The organism is Microbacterium sp. W4I4, from assembly GCF_030816235.1.
In the GTDB taxonomy this organism is placed as follows: Bacteria; Actinomycetota; Actinomycetes; order Actinomycetales; family Microbacteriaceae; genus Microbacterium.
The window spans coordinates 2455135-2480840 of the sequence record NZ_JAUSXT010000001.1 but is presented as its reverse complement, the minus strand read 5'-3'; the positions used below and the strand labels follow the sequence as shown (position 1 = coordinate 2480840).

Genomic DNA, 25706 nt, shown 5'->3' with positions numbered 1-25706 from the left:
CCTTACGCCTTCGCGACCTTGGGCTTGCGAGCTGCCTTCTCGGCTGCGCGCTTCGCCTCGGCTGCGACCATGGCCTGCGCCTCTTCGGCGCGCTGGACCTTGGTGCGGAAGACGAGCTCGCTCAGCTTCAGCTGGCGGTCGAGCTCCTGAGTGGCCTCGCTCGTCGCGGTGAAGTTGACGACGGCGTAGATGCCCTCGTTCTTCTTGTTGATCTCATAGGCGAAACGGCGCTTGCCCCAGACATCGACCTTGTCAATCGAGCCACCATCGTTGGTGATGACCTTCAGGAACTTGTCGAGGTTGGGGGCAACCTGGCGCTCGTCCAGCTCGGGGGTCAGAATGACCATGAGCTCGTACTGGTGCGTCACTTACCCACCTCCTTCGGACTAGAACGGCTCCCGGGGCTTTCCCGGAAGCAGGAGGGTGTGTGCATGTCGTCTGCTCCTTCGGCAAGGCGCCGCCGGGCAGACAACCTCAGAAGTCTACCGGATCCCGGCTGTGAGTGCGGACCCCGACCTGAACGGTCAGCCGATCGCTTCGCGCAGCGGGCTCGGCGTCAGCAGGAAGTCCTGCGTACCGGCATCCATCGTCCCGCCCTCAGCAGGCACGGCATCCCGGCCACCCCGCCGGCGCTTCAGCGCGATGAGAGCGGCGATGGCCGGAGTGACGAGCAACCCCGCCACCCGCCCGGAGACGGAGCGGTCGTGCGCGCCCAGCACGTTCCGGCGGTGCCACGCGGCGTGCAGCGCACCGCCGCGCGGCTGCGGAACGACGCGGGCGGGCAGCATCCCCTGTCGGCGCAGAGCGACCAGCCGTCGCGCCTGATCCCACCAGAGCGAGTCCCGCGGGTCGTGGAAGTAGTTGGTGGTCGCCCAGCGGGGGTCCGGATGCCGGAACCGCCGGGCCACCACGTCATCCGCGCTGCCCAGCAGGCCGCTCTCCTCGAAGACCCTGTTGAGCAGCTCGGGCCGGATACCGAAGGTGTCGAGGGCGATCACGGGCACGCCCGCGGCGAGCGCTTCGATCGCCGCGGTGGAGCTGACGGTGACCAGCCCCTCCGCCGTGGCGAGCGCCTCGGACATCGGCGCGAACGAGAAGACGAGGTTCTCGGGAGCGTTCTCCAGCAGCTCGGTGTAGCCGTCGCGCTCCCGGTGCGCCTCGACCTCACCCGGCCGGGAGCGCAGCTTCACGACCACGCGTCTGGTGGGGTCGGCGACGGCCGCGAGGCGCAGGATCTCCGCGATCCGACGCCGGTCATCGCGGGACTGCGGCACGAGGGCCTGCGCGGCGAACACGAGGTCCGTCCCGCCCTGCCGCTCGGTGGAGCGCTGCGCGAAAGGGAGCCGGGCGAGGGCGATCGGAACCGAGACGCCGATGGTGCGCCCGAGCCGGGCGTACGCGGCCACCTCGCGGCGGGAGTGCACCACCATCAGGTCGCAGTGCCGTCGGTACTCCAGTGCGCCGCGCAGCGCGGGGATCGACATCCCGGGCAGGCCGCTCACCACGACCGGTCGGCGTGCGAGGCGGTCGATCTCCCGGCTCATCAGTCGCACGAACGGCGCACGGCCGGCCAGCACCACGACATCCGGCGCATCCCGCGCCAGCCACTCGACGACCGCACTGAAGGCGACGCGGCTGACCGACTGCTGGCGCGTGGCGAAGCGGGTGTCCGCGAGCGCGGCATCCTTCTGCGCGTCGCTGACCACCAGCGGAGTGTCCACCAGCAGCAGGTGCTGGCTGATGTCGTCGAGGCGGTCGATCAGGTGCGCCGCCCACTTCACGAACGAGTCGGCATCGCCGATGGCGACCACGCGCAGCCGGGGCTCCCGGCTGCCCGGGTAGGTCATGCCCCGACGCGGCGCAGCTTGGCCATCGGCGCCAGCTCGCCCGGGTAGACCCGCTTGACGCCGTCGCCGAGTGCTTCTTCGATCACGCGGATGTCGCGCACCAGGCGCTCCAGGCCGCCCGGCTCCAGCGAGGCGGCGTGATCGGAACCCCACATGGCGCGGTCGAGGGTGATGTGGCGTTCCACGGCGACCGCGCCGAGCGCGACGGCGGCCAGCGAGATCTGCAGTCCGCGCTCGTGGCCGGAGTAGCCGACGGGCACGCCGGCGTATCGGTCGCGCAGCGTGGAGATCATCTTGAGGTTCGCCTCGCCGGACTCCATCGGGTACGTGGAGGTGGCGTGCATGAGGATGGTGCGATCAGTGCCGAGGGTGTCCAGGGCGCGGTCGACCTGCTCGATGGTCGACATTCCCGTGGAGAGGATGACGGGCTTGCCCGTGTCGCGCAGCGCCTGCAGCAGCTCGGTGTCGGTCAGGCTCGCAGATGCCACCTTGTGCGCGACGACGTTCAGGTCTTCGAGGAACTCGACGCTGGGCACATCCCACGGCGAGGCGAACCAGTGCAGTCCGGCCAGGGTGGCGTAGTCGCCGATCTCGACGTACTCGTCGCGTCCGAACTCCACGCGGCGGCGGTAGTCGAGGTAGCTCATGGTGCCCCACGGCGTCTCGCGCGGCACGTCGCGCATGTGCTCGGGCGTGGCGATCTCGGGGGTGCGCTTCTGGAACTTCACGGCATCCGCGCCGGCGGCACGGGCGACGTCGATGAGCTGCTTGGCGATCTCGACGTCACCGTTGTGGTTCAGTCCGATCTCGGCGATGACGTAGGTGGGTCGGCCCTCACCGATCACACGGTCTGCGATGCTGACGGTCATGAGGACGCTCCGTTCCGTTGGTACTCCGATCCTGTCTTCCAGGTGTACGTGCGCCAGGTGAACCGGGAAGGACGCGCCGGTGACCGTTCGCGGAAGCCCGTGCGACGAACGGGAGCAGGAAGTCAGCGGGGCAGCATCCGCTCGATGACCTCGCGGACCGCTCCCTCGCCGCCGCGGCGGGTGAGCACCACACGCGCTGCTGCCTTCACCTCGGGGTGGGCGTTCGCGACGGCGATCGGCCAGCCGACGATGCCGAGCGAGCCCAGGTCGTTCACGTCGTTGCCGACGTAGGCGATGTCGGCCAGACGGATGCCGTTCTCCGTCGCCCATGCGGTGAGCGCGGCGGCCTTGTCGTCGATGCCGTGAAGCACCGGCACCTGCAGCTTCTCGGCTCGGCGGGCGACGACGGGGTTCTGCTCGGTGGAGAGGATGAGCATCGGGATGCCGGCGCGGCGCAGCCGCGAGACGCCCATGCCGTCTTCACGGCTCACGCGCACCGATTCGCGTCCCTCGCTGTCGACCGTGGCGGTGTCGTCGGTGTGCACGCCGTCGAAGTCGGTGACGAGGGCGGATGCCGTGATCGCGGCATCCGCTGCTCCGGCGTCAACTCCCGCAGTTGCCGCAGCCAGCGCCTCGGCGACCGCGAGCTGATGCTCGTCGTCGATCTCGATGGCGGTGCGCTCGGGCACGTCGACGATCCCGACCAGCCCGAAGAAGCGGTGCTGGAAGCGGCGGAACCCGGCCGCATCGAAGGCGTAGAACGCCCCGGTCTCCAGGTGATGCGGCTCGCGGTCCTGCCTGCGGGGGCGGTGCGCGGCGTCGTGGTTGATCGCGACCGCATGCCCGTCGGCATCCCGACGCCAGAGGAACCCGTAGGTCTCGTGCGCGGAGAACACGCTGTCGAAGCGTCCGGAGACGATGTGGTCGACGGCCTCGGCGATGCCCTCGCTCGGGATGAACGGCGACGTCGCCTGCACGAACACGATCGTGCCGACCCGGATGCCGTCGGCTTCGAGCATGTCCAGCGCGTGCATCAGGGCGCTCTCGGAGGTCGCCGTGTCGCCGGACAGGTCTGCCGGCCGCGCGACGACCCGTGCGCCCGCACCCTCGGCGACGGCCGCGATCCGCTCGTCGTCGGTGCTGACGACGACGAGGTCGACGCCGGATGCCGCGGATGCCGCCCGCACGGCCCGCTCGATCAACGGCATCCCGCCGACCCTGCGCAGGTTCTTGCCCGGCACGCCCTTCGATCCGCCGCGGGCGGGGATGATCGCGACCGTCAGGCCGCGTTCGGATGCTTCATGCTGGCTCATCGGCCTCTCGCCGCCTTCCACACTCGTGCAGCTCGGTTCCGCGCCCCCGCGGCCGTGAGCCGCAGCTCCTCCACCCGTCCGACCCCGCCGGTCGAGGCCAGTGCGCGCTGCAGCCGCGTCGGGATCGGTGCGCCCGGCAGATCCACGGCGCGCAGTCGCGCCGGCGGCACGTACCGTTCGCGTTCCATCGGATCGAGCTCGGCCAGGAACTCGGCGGCCGGATCCCGCAGGTGCGCGAGGATCTCGGGCTGCATCGCGTAGCCGACCGCATCGACGAGCTGCTGCAGCCTGCCGGGCTCCTCATATCGGCCGCGGGCCATCGCGTCGACGAGAGTCACCGGCATCCGGTTGCTGTTCGGGTACGGACGAAGCCGCGCGAGAACGGTGTCTGTGCCGACGGCGTGCGTGCGGGTGCCGGCGATCGCGCGCACGGTCGGCAGGGCCGTCGAGAAACCCGCGATCACGTCGGTGGCCGCGAGCCGATGCGCGACGTACTCCGCGGGCTGATCGCCTGCGTAGACGGCGAAAGCGAGGCCGCGCACCGCCGCACGCGCGGACAGCGCCTCGGTCAGCGCAGGCGGCGCCGAGGGGTGCGGTTTGAACACGACGCGCTGCACACCGGCATCCGCGGCCCGGTCGATCATCTCGGCCTGCATGTCCTGCTCCTCGGATGCCGAGATCAACCCGAGCGCGGCGAGGTACTGTCCGAGCACAAGGCCGGTGCGTGCGCCGTCGGCGGCGAGGGCGTCGAGCGCGGCATCCGGCGAAGCATCGCCGACCTCCTGCAGCGCGACCCCGAACGCCGCGGCGGGTACCGGCACGCGGGAGGCGCCCGTCTCGACGAACACCAGCGGCTCGACTCCGGGAACCACGTCCGGGTGCACGACCCGGGTGACGCGCTCGGTGATCCGCCGGGGCAGGCGACTGCGGATGGGTGAGTAGGTCATCAGCCCGTCGCCGATCACGCCGAGTCGCGCGTCGCGGAACAGGGCCATGAGGGTGCGGGCGGGAGCCACCTGCGGCGACTGCACGAACACCTCGAGCTCGGCGTCGCCGAGATCCCACGCCCGCCGGAACAGGCGCTCCAGCATCGGCAGGTCCTGCTCGTCGGGAACCCATGCGGTCGGATGCCGCGGGTCGACCAGCGGGTCCAGCGGCTCGACCCGGTCGAAGCGCGCCCGCAGCGACGCGAACCGAGGCACGGTCGCGAGATCGGTGGCCGTCTCGGGAACGGCCGCGGTGTTCGTCGGCACGAGGATGCGCTCCGCGGCATCGCCCAGCAGTCCGGCGTCGATCGCGGCCGCGGCGGTCATCAGCCCGTACGGACTGTGCAGCAGGAACAGCTGGATCATGCGTGCCCGACCTCCCTCAGCACCCGGGCGAGCACGCGCCGGCGCGGGCCGCCGATGCGCGCGACGACGGCCTCGGCCTGGTCGCGCGGCAGACGCGCCAGCAGGGTGCGGATGCCGGAGCGCAGCTCCCTGCGCACCGCCGGCTGCATCCGCCGTGCACGGACCAGATGATGGGAGCTGAGGGTCAGCACGCTGAAGACGGCCTTGGGCAGCATCCGCTCGGCCTCCCGGTCGGCCTCGACGAGATCGAGTACCTCGCCGAACGCTCGGGCGAAGTGCAGCTGGCGGGAATCGAGCGTCTTCGACAGCGAGTCGGACAGGCCGCGCCGGTAGAGCAGGTGCGGGGCGTCGACGACCGCGAAGGAGGTCGCGTTCAGGTGCAGCCGCCAGATCCACGGCCGGTCCTCGGCGGTGAACAGCCCGTCGCTGAAGCCGGCCAGGCCCTGATCGAGCACGCGGCGGTGCAGCATCCCGGCCCACGCGTAGGGATAGTCGACCATGCTGCGATCGTCGGCGGGCAGGATCGCGTCGCGCGGGTCGGCGACGACGCCGCGGTGGGTGAACGGCGCGCGCACGAGTCGCCGCTCGGAGCGCTTCACGGTGACGTGGTCGGTGCGCACGAAGTCGCAGTCCATGTCGTGCAGCGCCCTGGCCAGCACCGGCAGGCGGCCCGACTGCATCCAGTCGTCACCGTCGAGGAAGCAGAACGCCTCCCCTTCGACGTGCGCCAGCCCCTGGTTTCGTGCGGTGGCGAGCCCGCGCGGCTCGGGGTTGACGATCACCTCCGCATGCGGAAAGTCCTGGGCGTGACGGCGCATGATCGCACCCGTGTCGTCGCTCGAGCCGTCGTCGATCGCGACGAGCTTGAGCGCGGACCGGTCCTCGAACTGGCGGGTGAGGGTCTCCAGCGTCGTGCCGATGAATGCGCCGGCATCCTTCGCCGGCACGATCACGGTCACGGATGGGGCTGCCACCGGTTCATGGTGCAGTGCGCCGTTGACGCGCGGGCGACGTCCGGGTGAACGTCAGGTGACTCGATCTCAGCGGGCGACGGCGGGCACGTCGGCCCAGATCGCCCGCTCTGCGGCCGATGGCGTCGCGGGGATGCGGCCCGCGCCATCGGGCTCGGGGATGGCCTCGAGCAGCGCCTGCGTGTACGGATGCTGCGGGTCGGCCCAGACGAGATCCGTCGGTCCCGACTCCAGCACCCGGCCGGAGAACATCACGAAGGTGCGGTCGGCGATGCGGCGCACCACTGCGAGGTCGTGCGAGATGAACAGCATCCCGGCCCCGGCCTCCGAGACGAGGTCGCGCATGAGCGCGGCCACGCTGGTCTGGGTGGAGGCGTCCAGCGCCGAGATCGGTTCGTCGGCGACGAGCAGCTGCGGGCGCGCGGCGAGCGCACGGGCGATCGCGATGCGCTGCTTCTGCCCGCCCGAGAACTGGTGCGGGTACTTCGAGACGGATGCCGCGGGCAGTCCGACCTTCTCGAGCCACTCCTCCACACGGGACCCCTCGGCGCCGCGGGCACGGGCCGTGGCGATGCCGTCGGCGATCTGATCGCCGATCCGACGCCGCGGGTTCAGCGACGTCGACGGGTCCTGGAAGACCATCTGGATGCCGGTGAGCCGCTGCGGCCTGCGGCGGATGCCCATCGGCATGACCTCGCCGTCGAGGAAGCGCACCGAGCCGCCGCCCAGTTTCTCGATGCCGACGGCCGCGCGGGCCAGGCTCGACTTGCCACTGCCGGACTCGCCGACCAGGGCGACCGTCTCACCGGCGTGCACCTGCAGCGAGACCTCGTTCACGGCCACCACGGGCGGGTTGCCTGGATAGCGCACGACGATGTCGCGCGCGTCGAGGACCACCGGGTGGGATGTGCGCTCAGACATCGTGGTCCTCTCCTTCGATGCTTGAGCCCGGAAGCGCGGCAAGCAGCTGCCGGGTGTACTCGTGCTGCGGGTCGTGGAACAGCGTCGCGCGGTCGGCGTGCTCGACCACCCGGCCGTCCTTCATGATCGTGACCACATCGGCGATGGCGCTCATCACGCCCAGGTCGTGGGTGACCAGCAGCACGGCCAGCTGACGCTCGTCGGCCAGGTCGCGCAGCAGGCTCAGGATGCCTGCCTGCACCGTCACGTCGAGCGCGGTGGTCGGCTCGTCTGCCAGCAGCACGTCGGGGTCGCACGCCAGGGCGCAGGCGATCGCGATGCGCTGACGCTGTCCGCCGGAGAACTGGTGCGGGTAGCGGCGCAGCGCCTCTTCGGGGTTCGCGACCTGCACGCGCTCGAGCAGCTCGACGGCGCGTTCGCGCGCGGCCCGGCCGCGCAGCCCGAGGTGCACTCCCATATGGTCGGTGAGCTGACGGCCCACGGGGATCTGCGGATGCAGCGACGCCGATGGGTCCTGGAAGATCATGGCGATCCGGCGCCCGCGGATGCGGTTGAGCGCGCGACGCCCGAGACCCAGCAGCTCCGTGTCGCCGAGCCGGATGGATCCGCCGGTGAGGGCGTGCCGCGGCAGCAGGCCGAGCACCGACATGGCGGTGAGCGTCTTGCCTGAGCCCGATTCGCCGGCCAGGCCGTGGATGCTCCCGGCGTCCACCTGCAGCGACAGTCCCTTCACGAGCGGGCGGCCGATGTCGACGGTGAGGTCGCGGATGTCGAGGATGCTCATGCGCCGCCTCCGCTCGATGCGGCCAGTTCGCTCTGCTTGTCGTGCGTGACCTCCGCGGTGGGATCGAGCACGTCGCGCATCGCGTCGCCGAGGAAGTTGAACGCCAGCACGACCGTGAGGATGGCGAGGCCCGGGAAGACTCCCAGCCACCAGGCGTCGAAGTTCTGCATCGCGGCGGAGATCATGGAACCCCACTCGGCCATCGGCGGCTGCGCGCCGAGGCCGAGGAACGACAGTCCCGACAGGAGCAGGATCGCGGCGCCGATGTCGAGGGTGGCGAGCACCAGCAGGGGTCCGGCGATGTTCGGCAGGATGTCGACGATCAGGGTCCTGGCCGGCGAATGGCCGAGCAGACGTCCGGCGATCACATAGTTCTGGGTGCGCAGCGACAGCACGATGCTGCGTGTCACGCGCGAGTACTGCGGCCAGGAGACCACGACGGCGGCGATCACCGCATTGAACAGGGACGGGCCGAGCGATGCGGCCACGACCATCGCGAGGATCACCGTCGGGAAGGCCATGAACAGGTCGGTGATGCGCATCAGCGTCTCGTCGATCCAGCCGCCGAAGTATCCGGCGAGCGCACCGATGATCGTGCCGATGAGCAGCGCCGCGATCACCAGCGACAGGGCCAGCGGGATCGTGACGGTGGCGCCGGTCATCAGGCGCGAGAAGATGTCGCGGCCGTTGCCGTCGGTGCCGAGCAGGGTGTCGATGCCGGGGGCCTGCAGTCGCGGCAGCGCCTGCGCGTTCGGCTCGAACGGCACCCACCACTGCGCGGTGAAGGCGATGATGATCCAGGCGACGGCGACGACCGTGCCGATCACGCCGAGCGGCGTGCGCCAGGCCCTGGGCCAGCGGAGCTTCAGCCGCATCGGCATCCGCGGTTCCCGGGCGCTCATGCGATCCTCACTCTCGGGTCCAGCACGCCGTACAGCAGGTCGACGACGAAGTTGATGACGAGGTAGATGATGCCGACGACCAGGCCGACGCCCATGATGCCTGGCAGGTCGAGGTTGGCCGCCGAGTTGTAGGCGTAGGTTCCCAGTCCCGGCCAGGCGAACACCGACTCGACGAGCACGGTGCCGCTGAGCAGCGATCCGAAGGCGACGCCGACGACGGTGAGCACCGGCAGCGCCGCACCGCGCAGCACGTAGTCGACGATCACGCGCATGGCGGGCAGGCCCTTGGCGCGCGCGGCGCGCACGTAGTCGCTGGCGAGCACCTCCAGCACCGAGGTGCGGATGAACCGGGTGAGCAGGCCGATGGTCACCAGCGACAGCACCATCACCGGCAGGGCCAGGTGCGCCATGGCATCCGCCCAGCCCACCCCGTCACCGTTGAGCAGATAGTCGATCGTGTACATGCCCGTCACGCGGGGCGGCGGGATGATCGACGGCGAGACGCGGCCGGAACCGGGCGCGATGCGCAGATTGAGGAAGAAGACGTAGAAGCTCACCAGCGCCAGCCAGAACGTCGGCACGCTCAGGCCGATCAGGGTGACCACCCGCACGATCTGATCGGTGACCAGACCGCGACGGTAGGCGGCGAGCGTGCCGAGAACCAGGCTGACGGCGAGGCTGAGGATGATCGCGCAGATGGCGATCTCGATGGTGGCGGGCACCGCGGTCGCGAGATCCGCGGTGACCGCCCTGCCGGTGACGAGCGAGACGCCCAGGTCGCCGTGCAGCAGCTTGCCCATGTAGATGAAGTACTGCACGAACAGGGGCTGATCCAGGCCCTGCGCCTTGATGAAGGCCGCGCGGGTCTCGGGGTTCTGCGACGCCCCCTCACCCAGTGCCGCGGAGACGGGGTCTCCGGGCACCAGGTTCGTGAGCAGGAACGTCACGATCGTGACGCCGATGAGCAGCAGCAGCGACGTGCCGGCCCGGCGCAGCAGGTACCCCGCGAGGGGCGATCTCTTCCGCTGCGCGCGGGTCTGCACAGCCACTGTCGTCATCACTGCGGTCAGCTCAGCCGGCCGGCGTGATCTCGGCGATGTCCATCTCCCAGACGGAGTTGTACACGGCGCCGTCGACCTTGTCGGACGTGGCGATGTTGCGACCGGGCACGATCATCGGCACGAACGGGCCCTTGGCCTGCATCTGCTCGGCGAACTCCGTGAACGCGGCGGAGCGCTGTTCGGGGTCGGTCGCGCTGGCGGCACCGGCGGCGAGGCCCGCGATCTCGGGATCGGCGGATGCCTCCCAGCCGGAGCGCAGTCCGACCTTCAGGCCGGGCGCGAAGGGCAGGAAGTTCGCCGAGTCGGCGTAGTCCGGGCCCCAGAACCACAGGCCGAAGCCCTCGGTGCCGTTGACGTAGGCGTCCAGCTCGGTGGCGAACGGCGCCGGGGCGAGCTCGACGGTCACTCCGGCGTCCTTCAGCTGCGCCTGAATGCGCTCGGCGAGCGGGGTGAACTCCACGCCGCCGACCGGGTAGTCGTTCGGGAACTGCAGCTTGAGCGTCTGGCCGGTGTAGCCGGCCTCGGCGAGCGCCGCCTTGGACTTGGCCAGGTCCTGGGTGACGCCCTTGTCGAGCGCGCCCTCGAATCCGGGCGGGATGACGCCGGTGGCCTGCACCGCGCCGGCACCAGCGAGCTCGAGCAGCTTCGGGTAGTCCAGCGCGTAGCGGATGCCCTCGGCGAGCTTGACGTTCGCCAGGTCTCCCGCGACTCCGGTGGACTGGTTCAGCAGCAGGAAGATGGTCTGGCCGGAGGGCACCGAGTCGACCTTGATGCCGTCGCCGAGGCCGGCGACCTGGTCGCCGTTGAGGTCCATGGCGACCATGGAGTCGCCGCCCTTGAGGTTGGCGAGCTGCGTGGCGCTCTCGGTGACGTTGCGGATGACGACCCGGTCGTAGGCCGGCTTCTCGTCGCCGTTGTACTTCTCGTTCTTCTTCAGCACGATCTGCGAGCTGAGGTCGAGGGTGTCCAGCACGAATGGGCCGGAGCCCGCAGAGGCGCCGTCGAGGTACTTCTGCGCGGTGTCGGTTCCGTCGGTCGAGCCGCCGTTCTCGATCACGACGTCGGAGTTGACGATGCCGAGAGCCGGGTTCGCGAGGATCGCGGGCAGCTGCAGCAGCGGCGTCTCGGTGGTGAAGCCGATCGTCTTGTCGTCGACCTGCTTGATGGTCACGCCGGTGAGCAGGAAGTTCGGCTTGGCTTCGGCCATGCCCTGGATGCGCTGCAGCGAGAAGACGACGTCCTTCGCCTCGACCGGGGAGCCGTCCGAGAAGACGCGGCCGTCCTCGAGCGTGAAGGTGAACTCGGTGGCGGTGTCGTTCGCCTTCCACGAGGCAAGGCCCGGGATCGGCGTGGAGACGTCGGAGCCCTTGAAGTCGACGAGGGTCTCGTAGATCGCCTTGGCGAGCATGTTGCCGGTCGGGTCGTAGCTGTGACCCGGGTCGGCGGTCTCGATGGAGAAGGCCGTGTCGACCACCAGCGAGCCGCCGGCGGAATTCGAGCCGCCGTCGTTGCTGTTCGCGGAGTTGCCTCCGGAACAGCCGGTGATGGCGAGGAGCGCGACAGCTCCCAGGGCGATCGCCGACTTGCGCAACGTCGACAGCATGGATACCTCCATTGGCAGGGTGGATTCGGGGTCCGGATCATCCGATCATGGACGACCTTCATCACATTCCCATGATGTGCGACGATCTGTCCAATGACATTGCGTCATGAAGACAAAGTCTGTTCGGATGATCAAGGTAGGGAAGCAGAATGTCCAGCAATGATGCGGATCACAACGGGGAATCTGGACGAAGTGCCGGGGTGCTCGATCCGGTCTCCTATCGCATCCTGGATCTTCTGCGCGAGAACGGCCGCATCTCGATCGCCGCGCTGGCCGAGAAGGTCGGCATCTCCCGGGCCAATGCGTACACCCGCGTGGAGTCGCTGGTCTCCGACGGGGTGATCACCGGGTTCAGCGCCCGGGTCGATCCGGCACGCGCGGGACTGTCGATCGGGGCGATGATCTTCGTGACCGTCTACCCGCAGGCGTGGGGCTCGTTCCGCGCGCAGATCGCCGACATGCCCGACATCGAGTACTGCGCCGTGACGACCGGCGAGCACGACGCGATGCTGCTGATCCGCGCCACCGACGTCAGCGGCGTGCACGAGTTCTCCACCGGGGTGATCGCGCAGCTGCCCGAGGTGCGCACGGTGGTCAGCGTGGTCGTGCTCGATGAGGTCATCCGCCGGCCGTACGTGCTGCCGTCCGATCTGCCCGAGCGCAGCCTGGACGCGCCGCTCGGGATGACGCAGTGGACGCCGGCGACGGCAGGGCGCGACACGCTTCCGCCGCGCTGAGCGGCCTGAGAAGCGGATGCCGGAGGTCAGGCCGTGGCGGACTCCACGCAGATGCTGAGCTGCGGCGCGCCGTGCATCTCGTAGTGCTCGACCAGACGCAGCATCCCGTCCTCGCCCTGCTCGATGTCGCTGTCGCCCTCACCGGTCACGACCTCTCCGGTCGCGGCCAGGACGTGCACGAAAGAGACGTGGATGCTGTCGCCGGAGCGGGTGCCGACGACGCGGCCGAAGGTCACCGTGTCACCCGTGTAGTCGCCCCAGATCACGCCGTCCCGCTCGAAGTAGCGGAACACACTCGGCGCATCGGCGTTCACCGCCGAGGTGGTCGAGGACACCATCGCGAAGGTGCGTCCGTCCAGCGAGGGCAGGGTCTGAGTCTCAGTCACCCATCGATCATGCCAGGGAGGACGGCGGGCACGCGCTCAGGCCACGGACCCGCGAGGTACGATCCACCGGTGACGGAATTCGGGTGCGACGCGCGCCACGTGCTCGAAGTCGGCGTCATAGTGCACCACCGTCACACGTTGCGCGTCGGTGGTGTGGCCGATGGCCGTTGCGGCGATCTGCAGATCGCTCACACCGACAGCCCTCCCGATGCCGGCGGCGAACAGCCTGCTCTGAAGGTCGAGCGCGAGCGCCGCGACCTCGGCATCCGGAGGGAGGAAGATCCTGGCGCGCGCGTTCGCAGATCGGATGAGGTGGTGCTCCGCAGCCGACCGTGCGGAGTACCCCTCCTCCAACAGCTGCGGAAGGCATCCACCCAACTCGCCGATCGACAGAAGTTCGGTCAGAGCCGACGCGACCTCGTCGGAGCGGTGCAGCCGCTGCAGTGCCGAGTTGTCGACGAGAAAGATCTGCCTCATCGCTGCGCGGCGTCGATCACGCTCGAATCATCGAGATCGACCGCGACTCCTCCGCTGATCATGTCGATGTAGCCCAGCGCCTCGATGCGACGCACCACCTGTGCCAGCGCATCGTTGACAGCGGCCTTCTTCGTGGCGGCCCCGGTCAGCTCCATCGCGCGAGCCAGCAGAGCGTCGTCGATGTCTATGAGGGTCTTCGTCATCGTTTCCTCCGTATATCCATTCGTCATCATCAGGATATACCCGCTAAACGCACCCCGCCAGAACCGGTGGCCGCACCAGGTACCGTTTACGGATGGATGAGGTGAACCGATGACGACCCCCGCACCCGCGCAGGCGTACCCCTTCGATACGAAGCCGCTCACCGATCCGGTCGGCTCCGGTGCAGTGAGCGAGTTCTGGCGGCAGCTCAAGGCGAAGCACCCGACCTCCGGCGCGAACGTGCTCGCGATCGTCCTGCTCGTCTTCGTCGGCCTGATGTTCGCCGGCATAGCGCTGGTGTTCCTGCTGGTCGGCTCACTCGCCTTCCGCGACAGCGGTGGGGTCGGCTTCGCATTCACTCTGCCGCTGCTCCTCGTCGTCGGGTTCGCCGCGATCGGCATCCCCCTCGGCATCCGCTCATACCGGCGCAGCCGCGAGACCGCCTACCGGCTCGCCCACTTCGCCACCGCGAACGGCATGGTCTACGAGCACGAGATCGCCGACCCGCAGCTGCCCGGCATGATCTTCGGGCGCGGGTCGTCGCGGCAGTCGTCCTCCCTGCTGAGGGGATACCAGCCGCGATTCGTGGAGTTCGGCAACTACAGGTACACGACCGGCTCGGGCAAGAACAAGTCCACGCACACCTGGGGCTACGTGGCCGTCAAGCTCGACGTGCCCCTGCCGAACATCGTGCTCGACGCGCTCGGCAACAACACCCTGGGCACCAACCTGCCCGCCTCGTTCTCCCGCGACCAGCGCCTGTCGCTCGAGGGCGACTTCGACAAGTACTTCACGCTGTACTGCCCGCAGGGATACGAGGCCGACGCGCTGTACCTGTTCACGCCCGACATCATGGCGCGCTTCATCGATCACGCCGCGCAGCTCGACGTGGAGATCGTCGACGACTGGATGTTCCTCTACATGCAGCGCCCCGCCTCGACCACGGATGCCGCGACCTGGGCGTGGCTGTTCGGAGCGGTCGGCGCGCTGATGACGAAGTTCGACCAGTGGGCGCGCTGGCGCGACGACCGGCTGCGGCAGGCTCAGGCTCAGACGGCGCCTGCCGCTCCGCCTGCACCCTCTCTGCCCGCGGGTGCGCCGCTGCCTCCGGGGGCGTCCGTCCCGCAGGGTTTCGCAGCGGTTCCCGGCACCCCCTCCGCACCTGCCGGATCGCTGCCGTTCGCGCCCCCTGCCGGGATGCTCGCTCCCCCGCCGGGAGTCGCCCTCCAGGGACGGCGCCTGAAGAAGGGCGTCTCCTGGGTGACGATCATCGCGTTCATCGTGGTGCTCGGCTTCATGCTCGTACCGCAACTGTTCGGCGCGATCGGGATGTTCTTCCTGCGCTGATGCGTGCTGGCATTGTGCTAGCGTCGACTGTGCCAGCACAATGCCAGCGGGAGGTGCATCATGGCTGCAGTGACGATCCGCAATCTCAGCGACGAAGTCGTCGAAGCGCTGAAGAAGCGCGCCAAGCGCAACGGGCGCTCGATGGAGGCCGAGATCCGCGAAGCGCTCGGTCGGCTCGCTGCGGACGATGGACCGAAGGACAGCGGGCTGGAAGCCGGGCTCGCGCGCGACGTCGCGTCACGTCGATCCGTACCCATGCACGAGGTCGTGGCGCGGATCGCCGCGAACCCGCGCACCCCCGACCAGCGGCGCGCTGCGCAGGACTGGGCGCAGGAGATCGAGGCCGAACGGCTGGCGTACACGGTGTCCGATGAGGAGCTCATGGACCCCTGGGAACGTGCCGAGCTGCACCTGCAACGACTGCGGAACGAGCAGGGCAAGTGATCCTCCTCGACACGAACGCCCTGATCCGCATCGACGAGCTCGCGTCAGTGGAGGATTCGCTCGCGATCAGCGCCCTCTCGCTCGCCGAACTCCGCTTCGGAATCGAACACGCACCGGACCTGACCACACGGCGCCGACGGACGCAGGAGCTCGGGCATGTCGAAGACCTTCTTCGTATCCCCTGGCTGCCGTTCGATCGCGATGCGGCCGAGGGCTATGGACGCATGGCTGCGGTCGTCGCACCGACGCGTCCGGCCCATGCACGAAGCAAGGACGTCATACTCGCAGGGCACGCGTACGCCCTCGGTGCCGCGTTCATGACCTTCAACGGGAAGGATCTCGAACTGCTCGAGAACGAGATCGAGATCATCATCCCCGAGCTCCGCTGAGCCGATCGGCTGAACGCGGGGACTGATCAGCTCAGTGCCGGCGCACGGCCTGCCACTGCGCGCGCCGCTCGGCCTGCGCCACCGGATCGGGCACCGGCAGTGCTGTCAGCAGCTCACGGGTGTACTGATCGCGGGGGTCGCCGAGCACCTGGGCGGTGGTGCCCTGCTCCATGATGCGGCCCTGCTGCAGCACGATGATCCGATCCGCCACCGCGTCGATCACGGCCAGGTCGTGGCTGATGAACAGCGACGCGAAGCCCAGCTCGGCCTGCAGCTGCACGAACAGCTCCAGCACCGTCGCCTGCACGGACACGTCCAGGGCGCTGGTCGGCTCGTCGGCGATCAGCAGCTTCGGGTCCAGCGCGAGCGCGCGGGCCAGCGAGGCGCGCTGGCGCTGGCCGCCGGAGAGCTCGTGCGGGTACCGGTCGCCGAAGTTGACCGGCAGCCGCACGGCATCCAGCAGCTCGTTCACGCGCGTCCGCGCGGACTGCACGCTCGACGCGCGACCGTGCACGATCAGCGGCTCCGCGATGCACTCGGCGATCGTCAGCAGCGGGTTGAAGCTCGTCGCCGGGTCCTGGAAGACGAACCCGATCTGCGGGCGCAGCGGGGCGAGCGTGCGGTTCTTGACGCCGCGCATCTCCTGCCCGAGCACGGTCAGCGAGCCGCCGAGCACCGTGGTCAGGCCCACGACCGCGCGCCCGATCGTCGTCTTGCCCGAACCGGACTCGCCGACCAGACCGACGACCTCGCCGGGACCGACGTGGAAGTCGATGCCCTTCACGGCGATGACGGGGTTGCGTCCGAAACGTCCGGGATAGCCGATCTCGGCCCGGGTCGCGACGATCAGGCTGCCCTCGGGAACCGGCGGGGCGACGTGCTGCTCATCCTGCGGAGTGACCACGGCGGATGCCGCCGGCGCGGTCGCCGACTTGCCCTGCCCGACGTGCGGCACGGCGGCCAGCAGCTTGCGGGTGTACTCCTCGCGCGGGTTCGCGAACAGCTCGGCGACGGGCGCCTCCTCGACGATGTCGCCCTGGTACATGACGACGACGCGGTCGGCGAGATCGGCCACCACACCCATGTTGTGCGTGATCAGCACGATCGTCGCACCGAACTCGTCGCGACAGGTGCGCAGCAGCTCGAGGATCTCGGCCTGCACCGTGACGTCGAGAGCCGTGGTCGGCTCGTCGGCGATGATCAGCCCGGCATCGAGCACCAGCGCCATCGCGATCACGATGCGCTGCTTCTGCCCGCCGGAGAACTGGTGAGGGAAGTGGTCGACGCGCTGCTCGGGCTCGGGGATGCCGACGCGATGCAGCATGTCGATGGCGCGCGCCCTGGCTTCCTTCTTCGAGATCTTCGTGTGCGCTCGCAGACCCTCGGCGATCTGCCAGCCCACGGTGTACACCGGGTTCAGCGCGGTCGACGGCTCCTGGAACACCATCGCGGCATCCCGCCCGCGCATCTCCCTCAAGCGGTGCTGCCCGGCGTGGACGATGTCGGTCTCGTCGCCCGAGCGCCCGCGCACGATCACCGCACCGGACGTGGTGGCCGTCTCGGGCAGCAGCCCGAGCAGGGTGTTCGCGGTGACCGTCTTGCCGGAGCCGGACTCGCCGACGATCGCGAGCACCTCGCCCGCATGAGCGGACAGCGTGATCCCCTTGACGGCCTCGACGGGCTCGCCGTCGGTCGCGAACACGACCCGCAGGTCGCGGATCTCCGCCACTTCCATCGGTGCGTTCGTCACGACTGTGCTCCTTCGCTCGCGGTGGTGGCCTTCTTCTTCGCCCCCGCGCGACGGCGCGTGCGCAGTCGCGGGTCGCTCAGGTCGTTCAGGCTCTCACCGACCAGGGTGACGCCCAGCACGACCAGCACGATCGCGACGCCGGGGAACACGCTCGTCCACCAGATGCCGCTGGTCACGTCCTGCACGGCGCGGTTGAGGTCGTAGCCCCACTCCGCGGCGGCGGTCGCCTCGATGCCGAAGCCCAGGAAGCCGAGGCCCGCAAGGGTCAGCAGCGCCTCGGAGGCGTTCAGCGTGATGATCACCGGCAGCGAGCGGGTCGAGTTGCGCAGCACGTGGCGCAGCAGGATGCGGCTGGTCGGCACGCCGATCACCTTCGCCGAGTCGACGAACGGCTCGGCGCGCACACGCACGACCTCCGCACGGATCACGCGGAAGTACTGCGGCACGAAGACCACGGTGATCGCGATCGCGGTCGCCATGATCCCGCCGAAGAGCGTGGACTGTCCGCGGCTGATGACGATCGACATGACGATCGCGAGCAGCAGCGAGGGGAACGCGTAGACGGCATCGGCGATCACGACGAGGATGCGGTCGAGCCAGCCGCCGAAGTAGCCGGAGACCAGGCCGAGCGCGATGCCGATGAAGATCGAGCAGACGATGGCGGCGATGATCACGAGCAGTGCGGTCTGCGCGCCCCAGAGCACGCGCGAGAGCACGTCGAAGCCCGAGACGGTGGTGCCGAGCAGGTTCAGGCTGTTGGGCGCCTGCTGCGTGCCGAACGAGACGCCGTCGGCGGTCTGCTGCTGCGCCCAGGTGTACGGCGCGATCAGCGGGGAGAGGACGGCGACCACGATGAACACCGCGGTGATCACCAGGCCGGTCACCAGCATCCCGCGCTGCAGGCCGACGCTCTGGCGCAGCTGCGAGATGACGGGGAGCTTCTCCGTCCAGCGCTTCTTGCGCGGCGGCGTCGCGGCGAGCACCGCGGTCTGCGGGGTCGGCATCTGGTCGTAGGAGTCGGGGATCGCGGACATGTCAGTACCTCACCCTCGGGTCGATGAACGCCGCGATGATGTCGACGATGAAGTTCGTCACCGCGACGACCACGGCGATCATCACGACGATGCCCTGCACCGCCACGAAGTCACGCGATTTCAGGTACTCGGCGAGCATGAAGCCGATGCCCTTCCATTCGAAGGTGGTCTCGGTGAGCACCGCGCCCGCCAGCAGCAGGGCGATCTGCAGGCCCATCACCGTGATGATCGGGATGAGTGCCGGACGGTAGGCGTGCTTGGTGACCAGGCGGTACTCGCTGACGCCGCGGGAGCGGCCTGAAGTGACGTACTGCTGACCGAGCGTGCCGATCACGTTGGTGCGGATCAGTCGCAGGAACACACCGGCGGTGAGCAGGCCGAGCGCGATCGCGGGGAGGATCGCGTGCTGGAGGACGTCGGCGATGGCCGGGCCGTTGCCGAGGCGGATCGCATCGAGCAGATAGATGCCGGTCGGTGTGTCGAGTCCGGCCATCAGCAGCTCGGTGCGGGTGTTGCCGCGTCCTGAGACCGGCAGCCATCCCAGCCACACCGCGAAGATCAGTTTGAGCAGCAGGCCCGCGAAGAAGATCGGCGTCGCGTAGGCGAGGATCGCCATCACGCGCAGCACCGCGTCGTGCCAGCGGTCGCGGCGGTAGGCGGCGACGAGGCCCAGGGGGATGCTGATGATCAGCGCCACGAGCAGCGCGTAGATCGCGAGTTCGAGGGTCGCGGAGCCGTACTGCAGGATGATCTCGACCACGGGCCGGCGGTCGGTGATCGTGGTGCCGAAGTCACCGCGGAGGATGGCGCCGAGGTACTCCACGTACTGCTGCCAGAGCGGCCGGTCGTAGCCTGCGGCATGGATGCGCTCCTGCAGCTGGTCGGCGGGCAGCCGGCCGCCGAGAGCGGCGGTGATGGGATCGCCGGTGATCCGCATCAGGAAGAAGACGGTGCTCACCAGGATGAGGACCGTGGGGATGATCAGCAGAAGCCTGATAAGGACGTAGCGCCAGAGTCCTCCGCCTTTGGAGCGACTGCGGGGTTGAACGGGGACGAGAGCCTCGCCGATGTCGACGGCCATTCGGGTACCTCTTCTTGCGTTCTTCGGGCGAGCACGACCCGGGGGTGCTGCGGTGAGGCAGCACCCCCGGGTGTGGAACGCGTTACTTGCTCAGCGGTGCGTAGCGGAACTTGAAGGAGGCGTCGAGCGTGGTGCCCGTGACATCCTTCCCGACCACCGCGACCTGCTTGCCCTGCAGGATCGGCAGCGTGGAGAGGTCCTTGGCGACCATCTCCTGGATCTGGCCGATCTGCTCCAGACGCTTGGCCGAGTCGGTCTCGGTCTGCGACTTGACGATGGCGTCGTTGACGGCAGGGTTGTCGTAGTGGTTCGCGAGGAAGTTCTCCTTCAGGAAGAACGGCGACAGGTAGTTGTCGGCATCCGAGTAGTCCGGGAACCAGCCGAGCTGGTACTCGGGGTACACGTCGGAGCTGCGGTCCTTGGAGTACTGCACCCACTCGGTCTGCTGCAGGTTGACCTTGAACAGGCCGCCCTTCTCGAGCTGCGTCTTGTACGCGGCGTACTCGTCACCCGACGAGGGGCCGTAGTGGTCGCCGTTGTACTGCAGGTTCAGCGTGACGGGGGTGGTGACACCGGCATCCGCCAGCGCCTTGGTCGCCTTGTCGACGTCCGGTCCGCCGTTGCCGTCGCCGTACATGTCCTTCAGCGGCGTGGTCGCACCGGGCATGCCCTCGGGCACGTAGGAGAACAGCGGGGAGTAGGTGTCCTTGTAGACGTTCTTCGCCACCGCGGCGCGGTCGATCAGGTCGGCCATCGCCTGGCGGACGGCGAGCGACTTCGCCGGGTCGGCCTCGGCGGTGGTCGCCCCGAACGGCATGGTGTTGATGTTGAAGACGATGTAGCGGATCTCTCCACCGGGGCCGTCGACGACCTGCACCTTGTCGTTCGTCGCCAGGTCGGCGACGTCGGTGGCCGACAGGCTGCGGAAGGCCACGTCGATGTCGCCGTTGCCGATCGCGAGCTTCAGGTTGGAGGCGTCGGCGTAGTACTTGGTCTGCACGCCGGTGTTCTCGGCCGCGCCGAGCACGCCCTTGTAGTCGGGGTTCGGCTTGTAGGAGACCAGCTCGTTGAGCTTGTACGAGTCGATCGTGTACTGACCGGCGAACGCCTCGCCCTTGACGATGTCGTCGTCGGAGGTGACGGCGTCGGGTGAGAAGACGTCCTCGTCGATGATCGGACCGGCCGGGCTGGAGAGGATCAGCGGCCAGATCTGGTCGTTGCCGTTCTTCAGCGTGAACACGACGGTGGTGTCGTCGGGAGCCGCGACCGAGGCGAGGTTGCCCAGCAGCGAGGACGGGCCGTTCGGGTCGGCGATCTTCACCATGCGGTCGAACGAGAACTTCACGTCGCTCGAGGTGAGGTCGTTGCCGTTGGCGAACTTCAGGCCCGACTTGAGCTTGACCGTGTACTCGGTCGGCGAGGTGAACTCCGCCGATTCGGCGATGTCGGGGGTGACCTCGGCGGTGCCGTACTTGCTGTTCGTCAGGAACGGGTAGATCTGGTTCATCACTGCGAACGAGCCGTTGTCGTAGGAGCCGGCCGGGTCGAGCGAGGTGATCTTGTCGGTGGTGCCGACGACGATGTCGCCGCCCTTCGCATCACCGGTGTCGCCGCCGGTATCGCCGGTGCTGGTGGCGCATCCGGAGAGGACGAGTGCCGAGACGCCGAGCGCCCCGATCGCAAGGCCGATACGGCCCCTGGAGATCTTCATGAATATGACCTGCCCTGTCATGGTTCGGGTACTCCGCGCGGATCATCGACGCGGTTCGGCTCAAATCTAATCACGGGCATGGACTTACCCAACCGATCGGTCAGGATCGTAACGAGACCGACACACGCGTCACGCGGGTCACTCCGACCGCGTGGCCCACCAGTCGCGCAGGCGCTGCTCGGCGGCATCCGCACCGATGATTCCCTCATCCAGACGCACCTCGAGCAGGAACTTGTAGGCCTCGCCGACCTCGCGACCCGGGGCGATGCCCAGGATCTGCTGGATCTGATTGCCGTCGAGCTCGGGGCGGATGCTGTCGAGCTGCTCCTGCTCGCGCAGCTCGGCGATGCGCCGCTCGATGTCGTCGTAGGCGGATGCCAGGCGTGCCGCTTTGCGCTTGTTACGGGTGGTCACATCGGCCCGCACCAGGATGTGCAGCCGCTCGACCAGGTCGCCGGCGTCGCGCACGTAGCGGCGCACGGCGCTGTCGGTCCACGCGCCCTCCGCGTAGCCGAAGAAGCGCAGGTGCAGTTCGATGAGGGTGGCGACGGCATCCGTGGTGTCGCCGTCGAACCGCAGCGCCTGCAGCCGCTTGCGCGCCATGCGCGAGCCGACCACGTCGTGGTGATGGAAGCTCACTGCCCCGCCCGGCTCCAGTTTGCGGGTGCGCGGCTTGCCGATGTCGTGCAGCAGCGCGGCCAGTCGCAGCGGCACGTCGGGGGCGGCGCCGGGGTTGCGCGCGTGCTCCAGCTCGATGGCCTGGCGCAGGACGGTGAGCGAGTGCTCGTAGACGTCCTTGTGATGGTGGTGCTCGTCCACCTCGAGGCGCAGCGCGCTGACCTCGGGGAGGAACTCCTCGACGAGTTCGGTGTCGACCAGCACGCGGATGCCGCGCACGGGGTCGTCGGTCTGCATCAGCCGGATCAGTTCGCTCTGCACGCGCTCGGGACTGACGATCTTCAGCGTCTGACGCAGCTGCTCGATGGCACCCAGGGTGTCGGAGTCGACCTCGAACTCGAGCTGCGCGCTGAAACGCGCCGCGCGCAGCATCCGCAGCGGATCATCGCCGAAGCTGACCTGCGGGTCGATCGGGGTGCGCAGGCGGCCTGCGACCAGGTCCTCCACGCCACCGGTCGGGTCGATGAGCTTCACGGCAGGAATCTGCAGGGCCATGGCGTTGACGGTGAAGTCGCGGCGCAGCAGGTCGCCGTCGATGCTGTCGCCGAACTCGACGACGGGCTTGCGGGTGACGCCGTCGTAGCTGTCTGCGCGGTACGTGGTGATCTCGACCTGCTCGCCCTGAACCCTCGCGCCGATCGTGCCGAACGCGCGGCCGATGTCCCAGTGCGTGCTGGAGATCGGCTTGACGATGCGGAGGATGTCGTCGGGGCGGGCGTTCGTGGTGAAGTCGAGGTCGTGGATCGGGCGGCCCAGGATCGCATCGCGCACGGGACCGCCGACCACGGCGAGTTCGAAACCGGCGCCGGCAAAGGCGTCGGCGAGCGTCGCGACGACGGGATTCGCGGCGAGCGCGCCGAGGCGGGCCAGGCCTTCGGCCATGTTGAGCATGGGTTCCAGGTTACCGGGGCGGGTGGGGCGCGTTCGTGCGATCAGCGTCGCGCACTCCGTCACCCGAGAAACCACATTCTGCATGAGACACCCGTTGAGACGTGGTTTGTCATGCGGAATGTGGTTTCTCGCGGAGCGCGCGGGGCAGACGACGCGAGTGTCAGGCGACCGGATCGCCCTGGACGGGGCCCTCGGTGTTCGGCTTCCAGCCCAGAGCCGGGGCGACGTGCTCGGCGAAGGCCTGCAGCACGTGCAGGTTGTACTCCGGGCCGAGCTGGTTCGGAATGGTGAGCATGAGCGTGTCGGCGGCCATCACAGCCTCGTCGGCGAGCAGCTGCTCGATGAGCACATCCGGCTCGGCGGCGTAGGTCTTGCCGAAGGTGGACCGGTAGCCGTCGATGATGCCGATCTGGTCGCCGTTCTCCGACGAGCGCATACCGAAGTAGGCGCGGTCCTTGGCGCTGACGAGCGGGAAGACGCTGCGGCTGACCGAGACGCGCGGGGAGCCGGTGTGCCCTGCATCCTTGTACGCGGCGCGGAACAGGTCGATCTGTTCGCGCTGCAGCTCGTGGAACGGCTGACCGGTGGCCTCGGTGAGCAGGGTGGAGCTCATCAGGTTCAAGCCCTTGCGGCCGGTGTCCTCGGCTGTCGCGCGGGAGCCCGCTCCCCACCAGATGTGGTCGCGCAGCGTGGGCGACTGCGGCTCGATGGCCAGGTACTGACCGGCGCCGACCATGCGCGGGTCGCCGGGGGCGATGCGCTCACCGTCGATGATGCGCAGGAACAGGTCGAACTTCTCGCGGGCCATCACGCTGCCGCGCTCGGTGTCCTCGCCGTCCACGTAGCCGAAGGCCTCGTAGCCGCGCAGCGCGGTCTCGGGTGAGCCACGGCTGATGCCCAGGGCCAGGCGCCCGTCGGCGATGTAGTCCAGCGCCGCGGCCTCCTCGGCGAACTGGAACGGGTTCTCGTAGCGCATGTCGACCACGCCGGTGCCGACCTCGATGCGCTTCGTGCGTGCGGCCATGGCCGTCAGCAGCGGAATCGGAGACGCCGCCTGGCGGGCCCAGTGGTGCACACGCACGTAGGCGCCGTTCACCCCCGATCTCATCGGCGCCCTCGGCGAGCTCGATGCTCTGTCGCAGCATGTCGCCGGCCGTGCGCGTGACGGAACCGGGCACGTCTGCGTAGTGCCCGAAGGAGAGGAATCCGAAAGCCTTCATGTTCTATCCAAACGAATGCACTGTGGATGCTATTCCGCGAGAGCCGCGGGGAGCCGCGCTCCAGGTCGCGATTGGTCCCATTATCGCGGCGCCGGTGTGCTTCAGGTCGCGATTCGTCCCGGAATGACCGCCTCGAAGCGGGACGAACTGCGACCTGAAACCTCCGCGGACACGCGTGTCACGATGCCGGAAGCAGCAGCCCGTCCTCGACCAGGCGGCGGATGCGGGGCTCCAGGTCGGCCCAGAGGTCCTCCAGCGGCACCTCGAAGATGTCAGCCAGTGCCTGCACGATCTGGATCACCGTCAGCTCCCCATCACAGGCGCCCACGAATCCGGCGAGCGCGGAGTCGACGCCGATCGTGCGGGCGAAGCCGCCGCCCTGACGCAGTTCGATCACGCTGGGGTCGCCGTTGCCCGGCATGTGATGGCGGGCCTCGGTCACGTCGGCGGCGACGACCAGTGTGTCCGGGATGCCGTCGGCCAGCACTTCATGCGCAGCCAGCCCCGCCCCGAGGGCGCGACCGAGGTTGGAGACCGGCTGGGTGACCGTCTCGAAGCGGCGAAGGCGACTGCCGCCCTCAGCATCCGGACGGCGCAGCAGGATGTAGCCGAAGCCGATCGCGGTCACGCTACGCGCGGCGAAGTCATCGAGCCAGGCGGTGAGCAGACGGGTGAACCCGGCATCCCGCGGCAGCGTGCCCCCATCGCGGATCCACAGTTCGGCGTACGCCAGCGGCGAGAGCTCCTCGCGCTGGATCACCCAGACATCCAGATCCTCACCGACCCATGAGCTCACGCGGTCCAGCCCGGCCGTGCCGCCGCGCGACTCCCAGTTGCCCAGCAGCTGCGCGATCCCGCCCGGCCGCAGGTGCTCGGGCGCCGAGCGCAGGAACTGCTCGACCAGCGCATCGCCGACCAGACCGCCGTCGCGGTACTCGTACTCGGGCACGCCCGTGGCCCTCGGCGTGATGACGAAGGGCGGGTTCGACACGATCAGGTCGAACGCCTCCCCGGCCACCGGCTCGAACATGCTGCCCGCACGGAACTCGATGTTGTGCACGCCGTTCAGCTGCGCATTCAGCTCGGCATAAGCGAGAGCCCGCTCGGAGATGTCGGTCGCGACCACGACCTGCGCGTGCCGGGAGACCAGCAGCGCCTGGATGCCGCATCCGGTGCCCAGATCCAGGGCGCGCTCAACGGGTTCCGGAATCACCAGCTCCGCGAGAGTGCGGGACGCACCGCCCACCCCGAGAACATGGTCCGCCGGAAGCGAGGTGCCCAGGGCGATCTCGTCGAGGTCGCTGGCGATCCACCACTCGCCGACACCGTCGACGTCCACGAAGGACTGCGGCCGGATGCTCGCCACCGGCACCACCTCGCCGCCCCCACCACCCGAGTCCCCCTGTGCGCTCGCGAGCCCGAGGGTCACCAGCCCGTCGACCCCGAGTCGCGGCAGCGCCCGCTGCACGGCATCCTGCGGCTGCGGCATCCCGAGCACGAAAAGGCGTCCCAGCGTCGCGGCAGGACCCGTCTGATCGGCGATCACCCGCAGGATCGGCTCCCGGAGACCGCGCGCGAGAGCATCGTCCGCCTCCTCGCCCCACAGCCCGCGCAGCGGGTCGGAACGGAAGTCCGCGGCGTCCAGATCGGCGGCGAGCGCCTGCGCGAGCACGAGGTCGGGGAAGGGCTGGGCATGATCCGGCACGGCCGTCACTCTACGCGCCTTCAGGGTTCCCG

24 protein-coding genes and 1 pseudogene are annotated in these 25706 nt (G+C 69.0%); 4 read left to right on the top strand and 21 right to left on the bottom strand.

Annotated elements, in window-relative coordinates:
• Positions 1-2: 2 nt before the first annotated feature.
• From rpsF to QF046_RS11645, 11 genes are all read right to left on the bottom strand, one after another.
• Positions 3-368 carry a 30S ribosomal protein S6 gene (gene rpsF / locus QF046_RS11695; protein ID WP_307369927.1) on the bottom strand — a complete coding sequence of 122 codons (366 nt, stop codon included), beginning with the start codon at positions 366-368 and terminating at the stop codon, positions 3-5.
• A 156-nt stretch (positions 369-524) separates the two neighbouring features.
• Positions 525-1847, bottom strand: a complete 1323-nt coding sequence (locus QF046_RS11690) for a DUF6716 putative glycosyltransferase (RefSeq protein WP_307369925.1) — start codon at positions 1845-1847, stop codon at positions 525-527.
• Positions 1844-2716 carry an N-acetylneuraminate synthase family protein gene (locus QF046_RS11685; RefSeq protein ID WP_307369921.1) on the bottom strand — a complete coding sequence of 291 codons (873 nt, stop codon included), beginning with the start codon at positions 2714-2716 and terminating at the stop codon, positions 1844-1846. Before QF046_RS11685 ends, QF046_RS11690 begins: the two co-directional genes overlap by 4 nt.
• Positions 2717-2838: 122 nt before the next feature.
• Complete coding sequence (locus tag QF046_RS11680) at positions 2839-4029, bottom strand: acylneuraminate cytidylyltransferase (protein ID WP_307369918.1); 1191 nt, start codon at positions 4027-4029, stop codon at positions 2839-2841.
• Positions 4026-5381: a polysialyltransferase family glycosyltransferase gene (locus tag QF046_RS11675; RefSeq protein ID WP_307369916.1), complete on the bottom strand. Its 1356-nt coding sequence runs from the start codon at positions 5379-5381 to the stop codon at positions 4026-4028. Before QF046_RS11675 ends, QF046_RS11680 begins: the two co-directional genes overlap by 4 nt.
• Complete coding sequence (locus QF046_RS11670; protein WP_307369914.1) at positions 5378-6355, bottom strand: glycosyltransferase family 2 protein; 978 nt, start codon at positions 6353-6355, stop codon at positions 5378-5380. The genes QF046_RS11675 and QF046_RS11670 overlap by 4 nt, the downstream gene beginning before the upstream one ends.
• Before the next feature lie 66 nt (positions 6356-6421).
• Positions 6422-7273, bottom strand: a complete 852-nt coding sequence (locus QF046_RS11665; RefSeq protein ID WP_307369912.1) for an ABC transporter ATP-binding protein — start codon at positions 7271-7273, stop codon at positions 6422-6424.
• A complete protein-coding gene (locus QF046_RS11660; RefSeq protein WP_307369909.1) occupies positions 7266-8057 on the bottom strand; it encodes an ABC transporter ATP-binding protein in 792 nt (263 codons plus the stop codon). The genes QF046_RS11665 and QF046_RS11660 overlap by 8 nt, the downstream gene beginning before the upstream one ends.
• Entirely contained in the window at positions 8054-8959 is a 906-nt protein-coding gene (locus QF046_RS11655; RefSeq protein ID WP_307369907.1) for an ABC transporter permease, read from the bottom strand. The genes QF046_RS11660 and QF046_RS11655 overlap by 4 nt, the downstream gene beginning before the upstream one ends.
• Complete coding sequence (locus tag QF046_RS11650; RefSeq protein ID WP_307372822.1) at positions 8956-10017, bottom strand: ABC transporter permease; 1062 nt, start codon at positions 10015-10017, stop codon at positions 8956-8958. Before QF046_RS11650 ends, QF046_RS11655 begins: the two co-directional genes overlap by 4 nt.
• Positions 10018-10030: 13 nt before the next feature.
• Positions 10031-11623, bottom strand: a complete 1593-nt coding sequence (locus QF046_RS11645; RefSeq protein ID WP_307369905.1) for an ABC transporter substrate-binding protein — start codon at positions 11621-11623, stop codon at positions 10031-10033.
• Positions 11624-11823: 200 nt separating this feature from the next.
• On the opposite strand from QF046_RS11645, the gene QF046_RS11640 reads away from it, so the two are divergent.
• Positions 11824-12360, top strand: a complete 537-nt coding sequence (locus tag QF046_RS11640; RefSeq protein ID WP_307369903.1) for an Lrp/AsnC family transcriptional regulator — start codon at positions 11824-11826, stop codon at positions 12358-12360.
• Positions 12361-12386: 26 nt separating this feature from the next.
• On the opposite strand, the gene QF046_RS11635 is transcribed toward QF046_RS11640, so the two are convergent.
• From QF046_RS11635 to QF046_RS11625, 3 genes are read right to left on the bottom strand one after another with little or no spacing between them, the layout of a single operon-like run.
• Positions 12387-12746, bottom strand: coding sequence for a hypothetical protein (locus tag QF046_RS11635; protein ID WP_307369901.1), 360 nt, complete (start codon positions 12744-12746; stop codon positions 12387-12389).
• A gap of 36 nt (positions 12747-12782) precedes the next feature.
• Positions 12783-13223, bottom strand: a complete 441-nt coding sequence (locus tag QF046_RS11630; protein ID WP_307369899.1) for a PIN domain-containing protein — start codon at positions 13221-13223, stop codon at positions 12783-12785.
• Positions 13220-13426, bottom strand: a complete 207-nt coding sequence (locus QF046_RS11625; protein WP_307369897.1) for a type II toxin-antitoxin system VapB family antitoxin — start codon at positions 13424-13426, stop codon at positions 13220-13222. The genes QF046_RS11630 and QF046_RS11625 overlap by 4 nt, the downstream gene beginning before the upstream one ends.
• Before the next feature lie 109 nt (positions 13427-13535).
• On the opposite strand from QF046_RS11625, the gene QF046_RS11620 reads away from it, so the two are divergent.
• The 3 genes from QF046_RS11620 to QF046_RS11610 are packed head-to-tail and all read left to right on the top strand — an operon-like array spanning position 13536 to position 15604.
• Complete coding sequence (locus QF046_RS11620) at positions 13536-14771, top strand: hypothetical protein (RefSeq protein WP_307369896.1); 1236 nt, start codon at positions 13536-13538, stop codon at positions 14769-14771.
• Positions 14772-14831: 60 nt separating this feature from the next.
• Positions 14832-15215: a ribbon-helix-helix protein, CopG family gene (locus QF046_RS11615; RefSeq protein WP_307369895.1), complete on the top strand. Its 384-nt coding sequence runs from the start codon at positions 14832-14834 to the stop codon at positions 15213-15215.
• The gene (locus QF046_RS11610; RefSeq protein ID WP_307369893.1) at positions 15212-15604 is read left to right on the top strand and encodes a PIN domain-containing protein; all 393 of its coding nucleotides are present in this window, start codon (positions 15212-15214) and stop codon (positions 15602-15604) included. Before QF046_RS11615 ends, QF046_RS11610 begins: the two co-directional genes overlap by 4 nt.
• A gap of 31 nt (positions 15605-15635) precedes the next feature.
• Here QF046_RS11610 and QF046_RS11605 read toward each other — a convergent pair whose 3' ends face one another.
• The 7 genes and pseudogenes from QF046_RS11605 to QF046_RS11575 form a co-directional block, all read right to left on the bottom strand.
• Complete coding sequence (locus tag QF046_RS11605; protein ID WP_307372819.1) at positions 15636-17339, bottom strand: ABC transporter ATP-binding protein; 1704 nt, start codon at positions 17337-17339, stop codon at positions 15636-15638.
• Positions 17340-17350: 11 nt separating this feature from the next.
• A complete protein-coding gene (locus QF046_RS11600) occupies positions 17351-18388 on the bottom strand; it encodes an ABC transporter permease (protein WP_373425714.1) in 1038 nt (345 codons plus the stop codon).
• A gap of 1 nt (position 18389) precedes the next feature.
• Positions 18390-19469 carry an ABC transporter permease gene (locus tag QF046_RS11595; RefSeq protein ID WP_307369891.1) on the bottom strand — a complete coding sequence of 360 codons (1080 nt, stop codon included), beginning with the start codon at positions 19467-19469 and terminating at the stop codon, positions 18390-18392.
• An 82-nt stretch (positions 19470-19551) separates the two neighbouring features.
• Complete coding sequence (locus tag QF046_RS11590) at positions 19552-21180, bottom strand: ABC transporter substrate-binding protein (protein ID WP_307369889.1); 1629 nt, start codon at positions 21178-21180, stop codon at positions 19552-19554.
• A 138-nt stretch (positions 21181-21318) separates the two neighbouring features.
• Entirely contained in the window at positions 21319-22749 is a 1431-nt protein-coding gene (locus tag QF046_RS11585) for a CCA tRNA nucleotidyltransferase (RefSeq protein WP_307369887.1), read from the bottom strand.
• A 160-nt stretch (positions 22750-22909) separates the two neighbouring features.
• A pseudogene (locus QF046_RS11580) lies at positions 22910-23969 on the bottom strand (LLM class flavin-dependent oxidoreductase).
• Positions 23970-24147: 178 nt separating this feature from the next.
• A complete protein-coding gene (locus tag QF046_RS11575; protein ID WP_373425713.1) occupies positions 24148-25683 on the bottom strand; it encodes a methyltransferase in 1536 nt (511 codons plus the stop codon).
• Positions 25684-25706 lie beyond the last annotated feature (23 nt).

What these genes read in the sequence shown, in the direction of transcription:
- QF046_RS11690 (WP_307369925.1), bottom strand. Translation starts at nt 1,847, where the DNA reads ATGACCTACCCGGGCAGCCGGGAGCCCCGGCTGCGCGTGGTCGCCATC.
- QF046_RS11685 (WP_307369921.1), bottom strand. Translation starts at nt 2,716, where the DNA reads ATGACCGTCAGCATCGCAGACCGTGTGATCGGTGAGGGCCGACCCACC.
- QF046_RS11680 (WP_307369918.1), bottom strand. Translation starts at nt 4,029, where the DNA reads ATGAGCCAGCATGAAGCATCCGAACGCGGCCTGACGGTCGCGATCATC.
- QF046_RS11675 (WP_307369916.1), bottom strand. Translation starts at nt 5,381, where the DNA reads ATGATCCAGCTGTTCCTGCTGCACAGTCCGTACGGGCTGATGACCGCC.
- QF046_RS11665 (WP_307369912.1), bottom strand. Translation starts at nt 7,273, where the DNA reads ATGTCTGAGCGCACATCCCACCCGGTGGTCCTCGACGCGCGCGACATC.
- QF046_RS11660 (WP_307369909.1), bottom strand. Translation starts at nt 8,057, where the DNA reads ATGAGCATCCTCGACATCCGCGACCTCACCGTCGACATCGGCCGCCCG.
- QF046_RS11655 (WP_307369907.1), bottom strand. Translation starts at nt 8,959, where the DNA reads ATGAGCGCCCGGGAACCGCGGATGCCGATGCGGCTGAAGCTCCGCTGG.
- QF046_RS11650 (WP_307372822.1), bottom strand. Translation starts at nt 10,017, where the DNA reads ATGACGACAGTGGCTGTGCAGACCCGCGCGCAGCGGAAGAGATCGCCC.
- QF046_RS11645 (WP_307369905.1), bottom strand. Translation starts at nt 11,623, where the DNA reads ATGCTGTCGACGTTGCGCAAGTCGGCGATCGCCCTGGGAGCTGTCGCG.
- QF046_RS11630 (WP_307369899.1), bottom strand. Translation starts at nt 13,223, where the DNA reads ATGAGGCAGATCTTTCTCGTCGACAACTCGGCACTGCAGCGGCTGCAC.
- QF046_RS11625 (WP_307369897.1), bottom strand. Translation starts at nt 13,426, where the DNA reads ATGACGAAGACCCTCATAGACATCGACGACGCTCTGCTGGCTCGCGCG.
- QF046_RS11620 (WP_307369896.1), top strand. Translation starts at nt 13,536, where the DNA reads ATGACGACCCCCGCACCCGCGCAGGCGTACCCCTTCGATACGAAGCCG.
- QF046_RS11615 (WP_307369895.1), top strand. Translation starts at nt 14,832, where the DNA reads ATGGCTGCAGTGACGATCCGCAATCTCAGCGACGAAGTCGTCGAAGCG.
- QF046_RS11605 (WP_307372819.1), bottom strand. Translation starts at nt 17,339, where the DNA reads ATGGAAGTGGCGGAGATCCGCGACCTGCGGGTCGTGTTCGCGACCGAC.
- QF046_RS11600 (WP_373425714.1), bottom strand. Translation starts at nt 18,388, where the DNA reads ATGTCCGCGATCCCCGACTCCTACGACCAGATGCCGACCCCGCAGACC.
- QF046_RS11595 (WP_307369891.1), bottom strand. Translation starts at nt 19,469, where the DNA reads ATGGCCGTCGACATCGGCGAGGCTCTCGTCCCCGTTCAACCCCGCAGT.
- QF046_RS11590 (WP_307369889.1), bottom strand. Translation starts at nt 21,180, where the DNA reads ATGAAGATCTCCAGGGGCCGTATCGGCCTTGCGATCGGGGCGCTCGGC.
- QF046_RS11585 (WP_307369887.1), bottom strand. Translation starts at nt 22,749, where the DNA reads ATGCTCAACATGGCCGAAGGCCTGGCCCGCCTCGGCGCGCTCGCCGCG.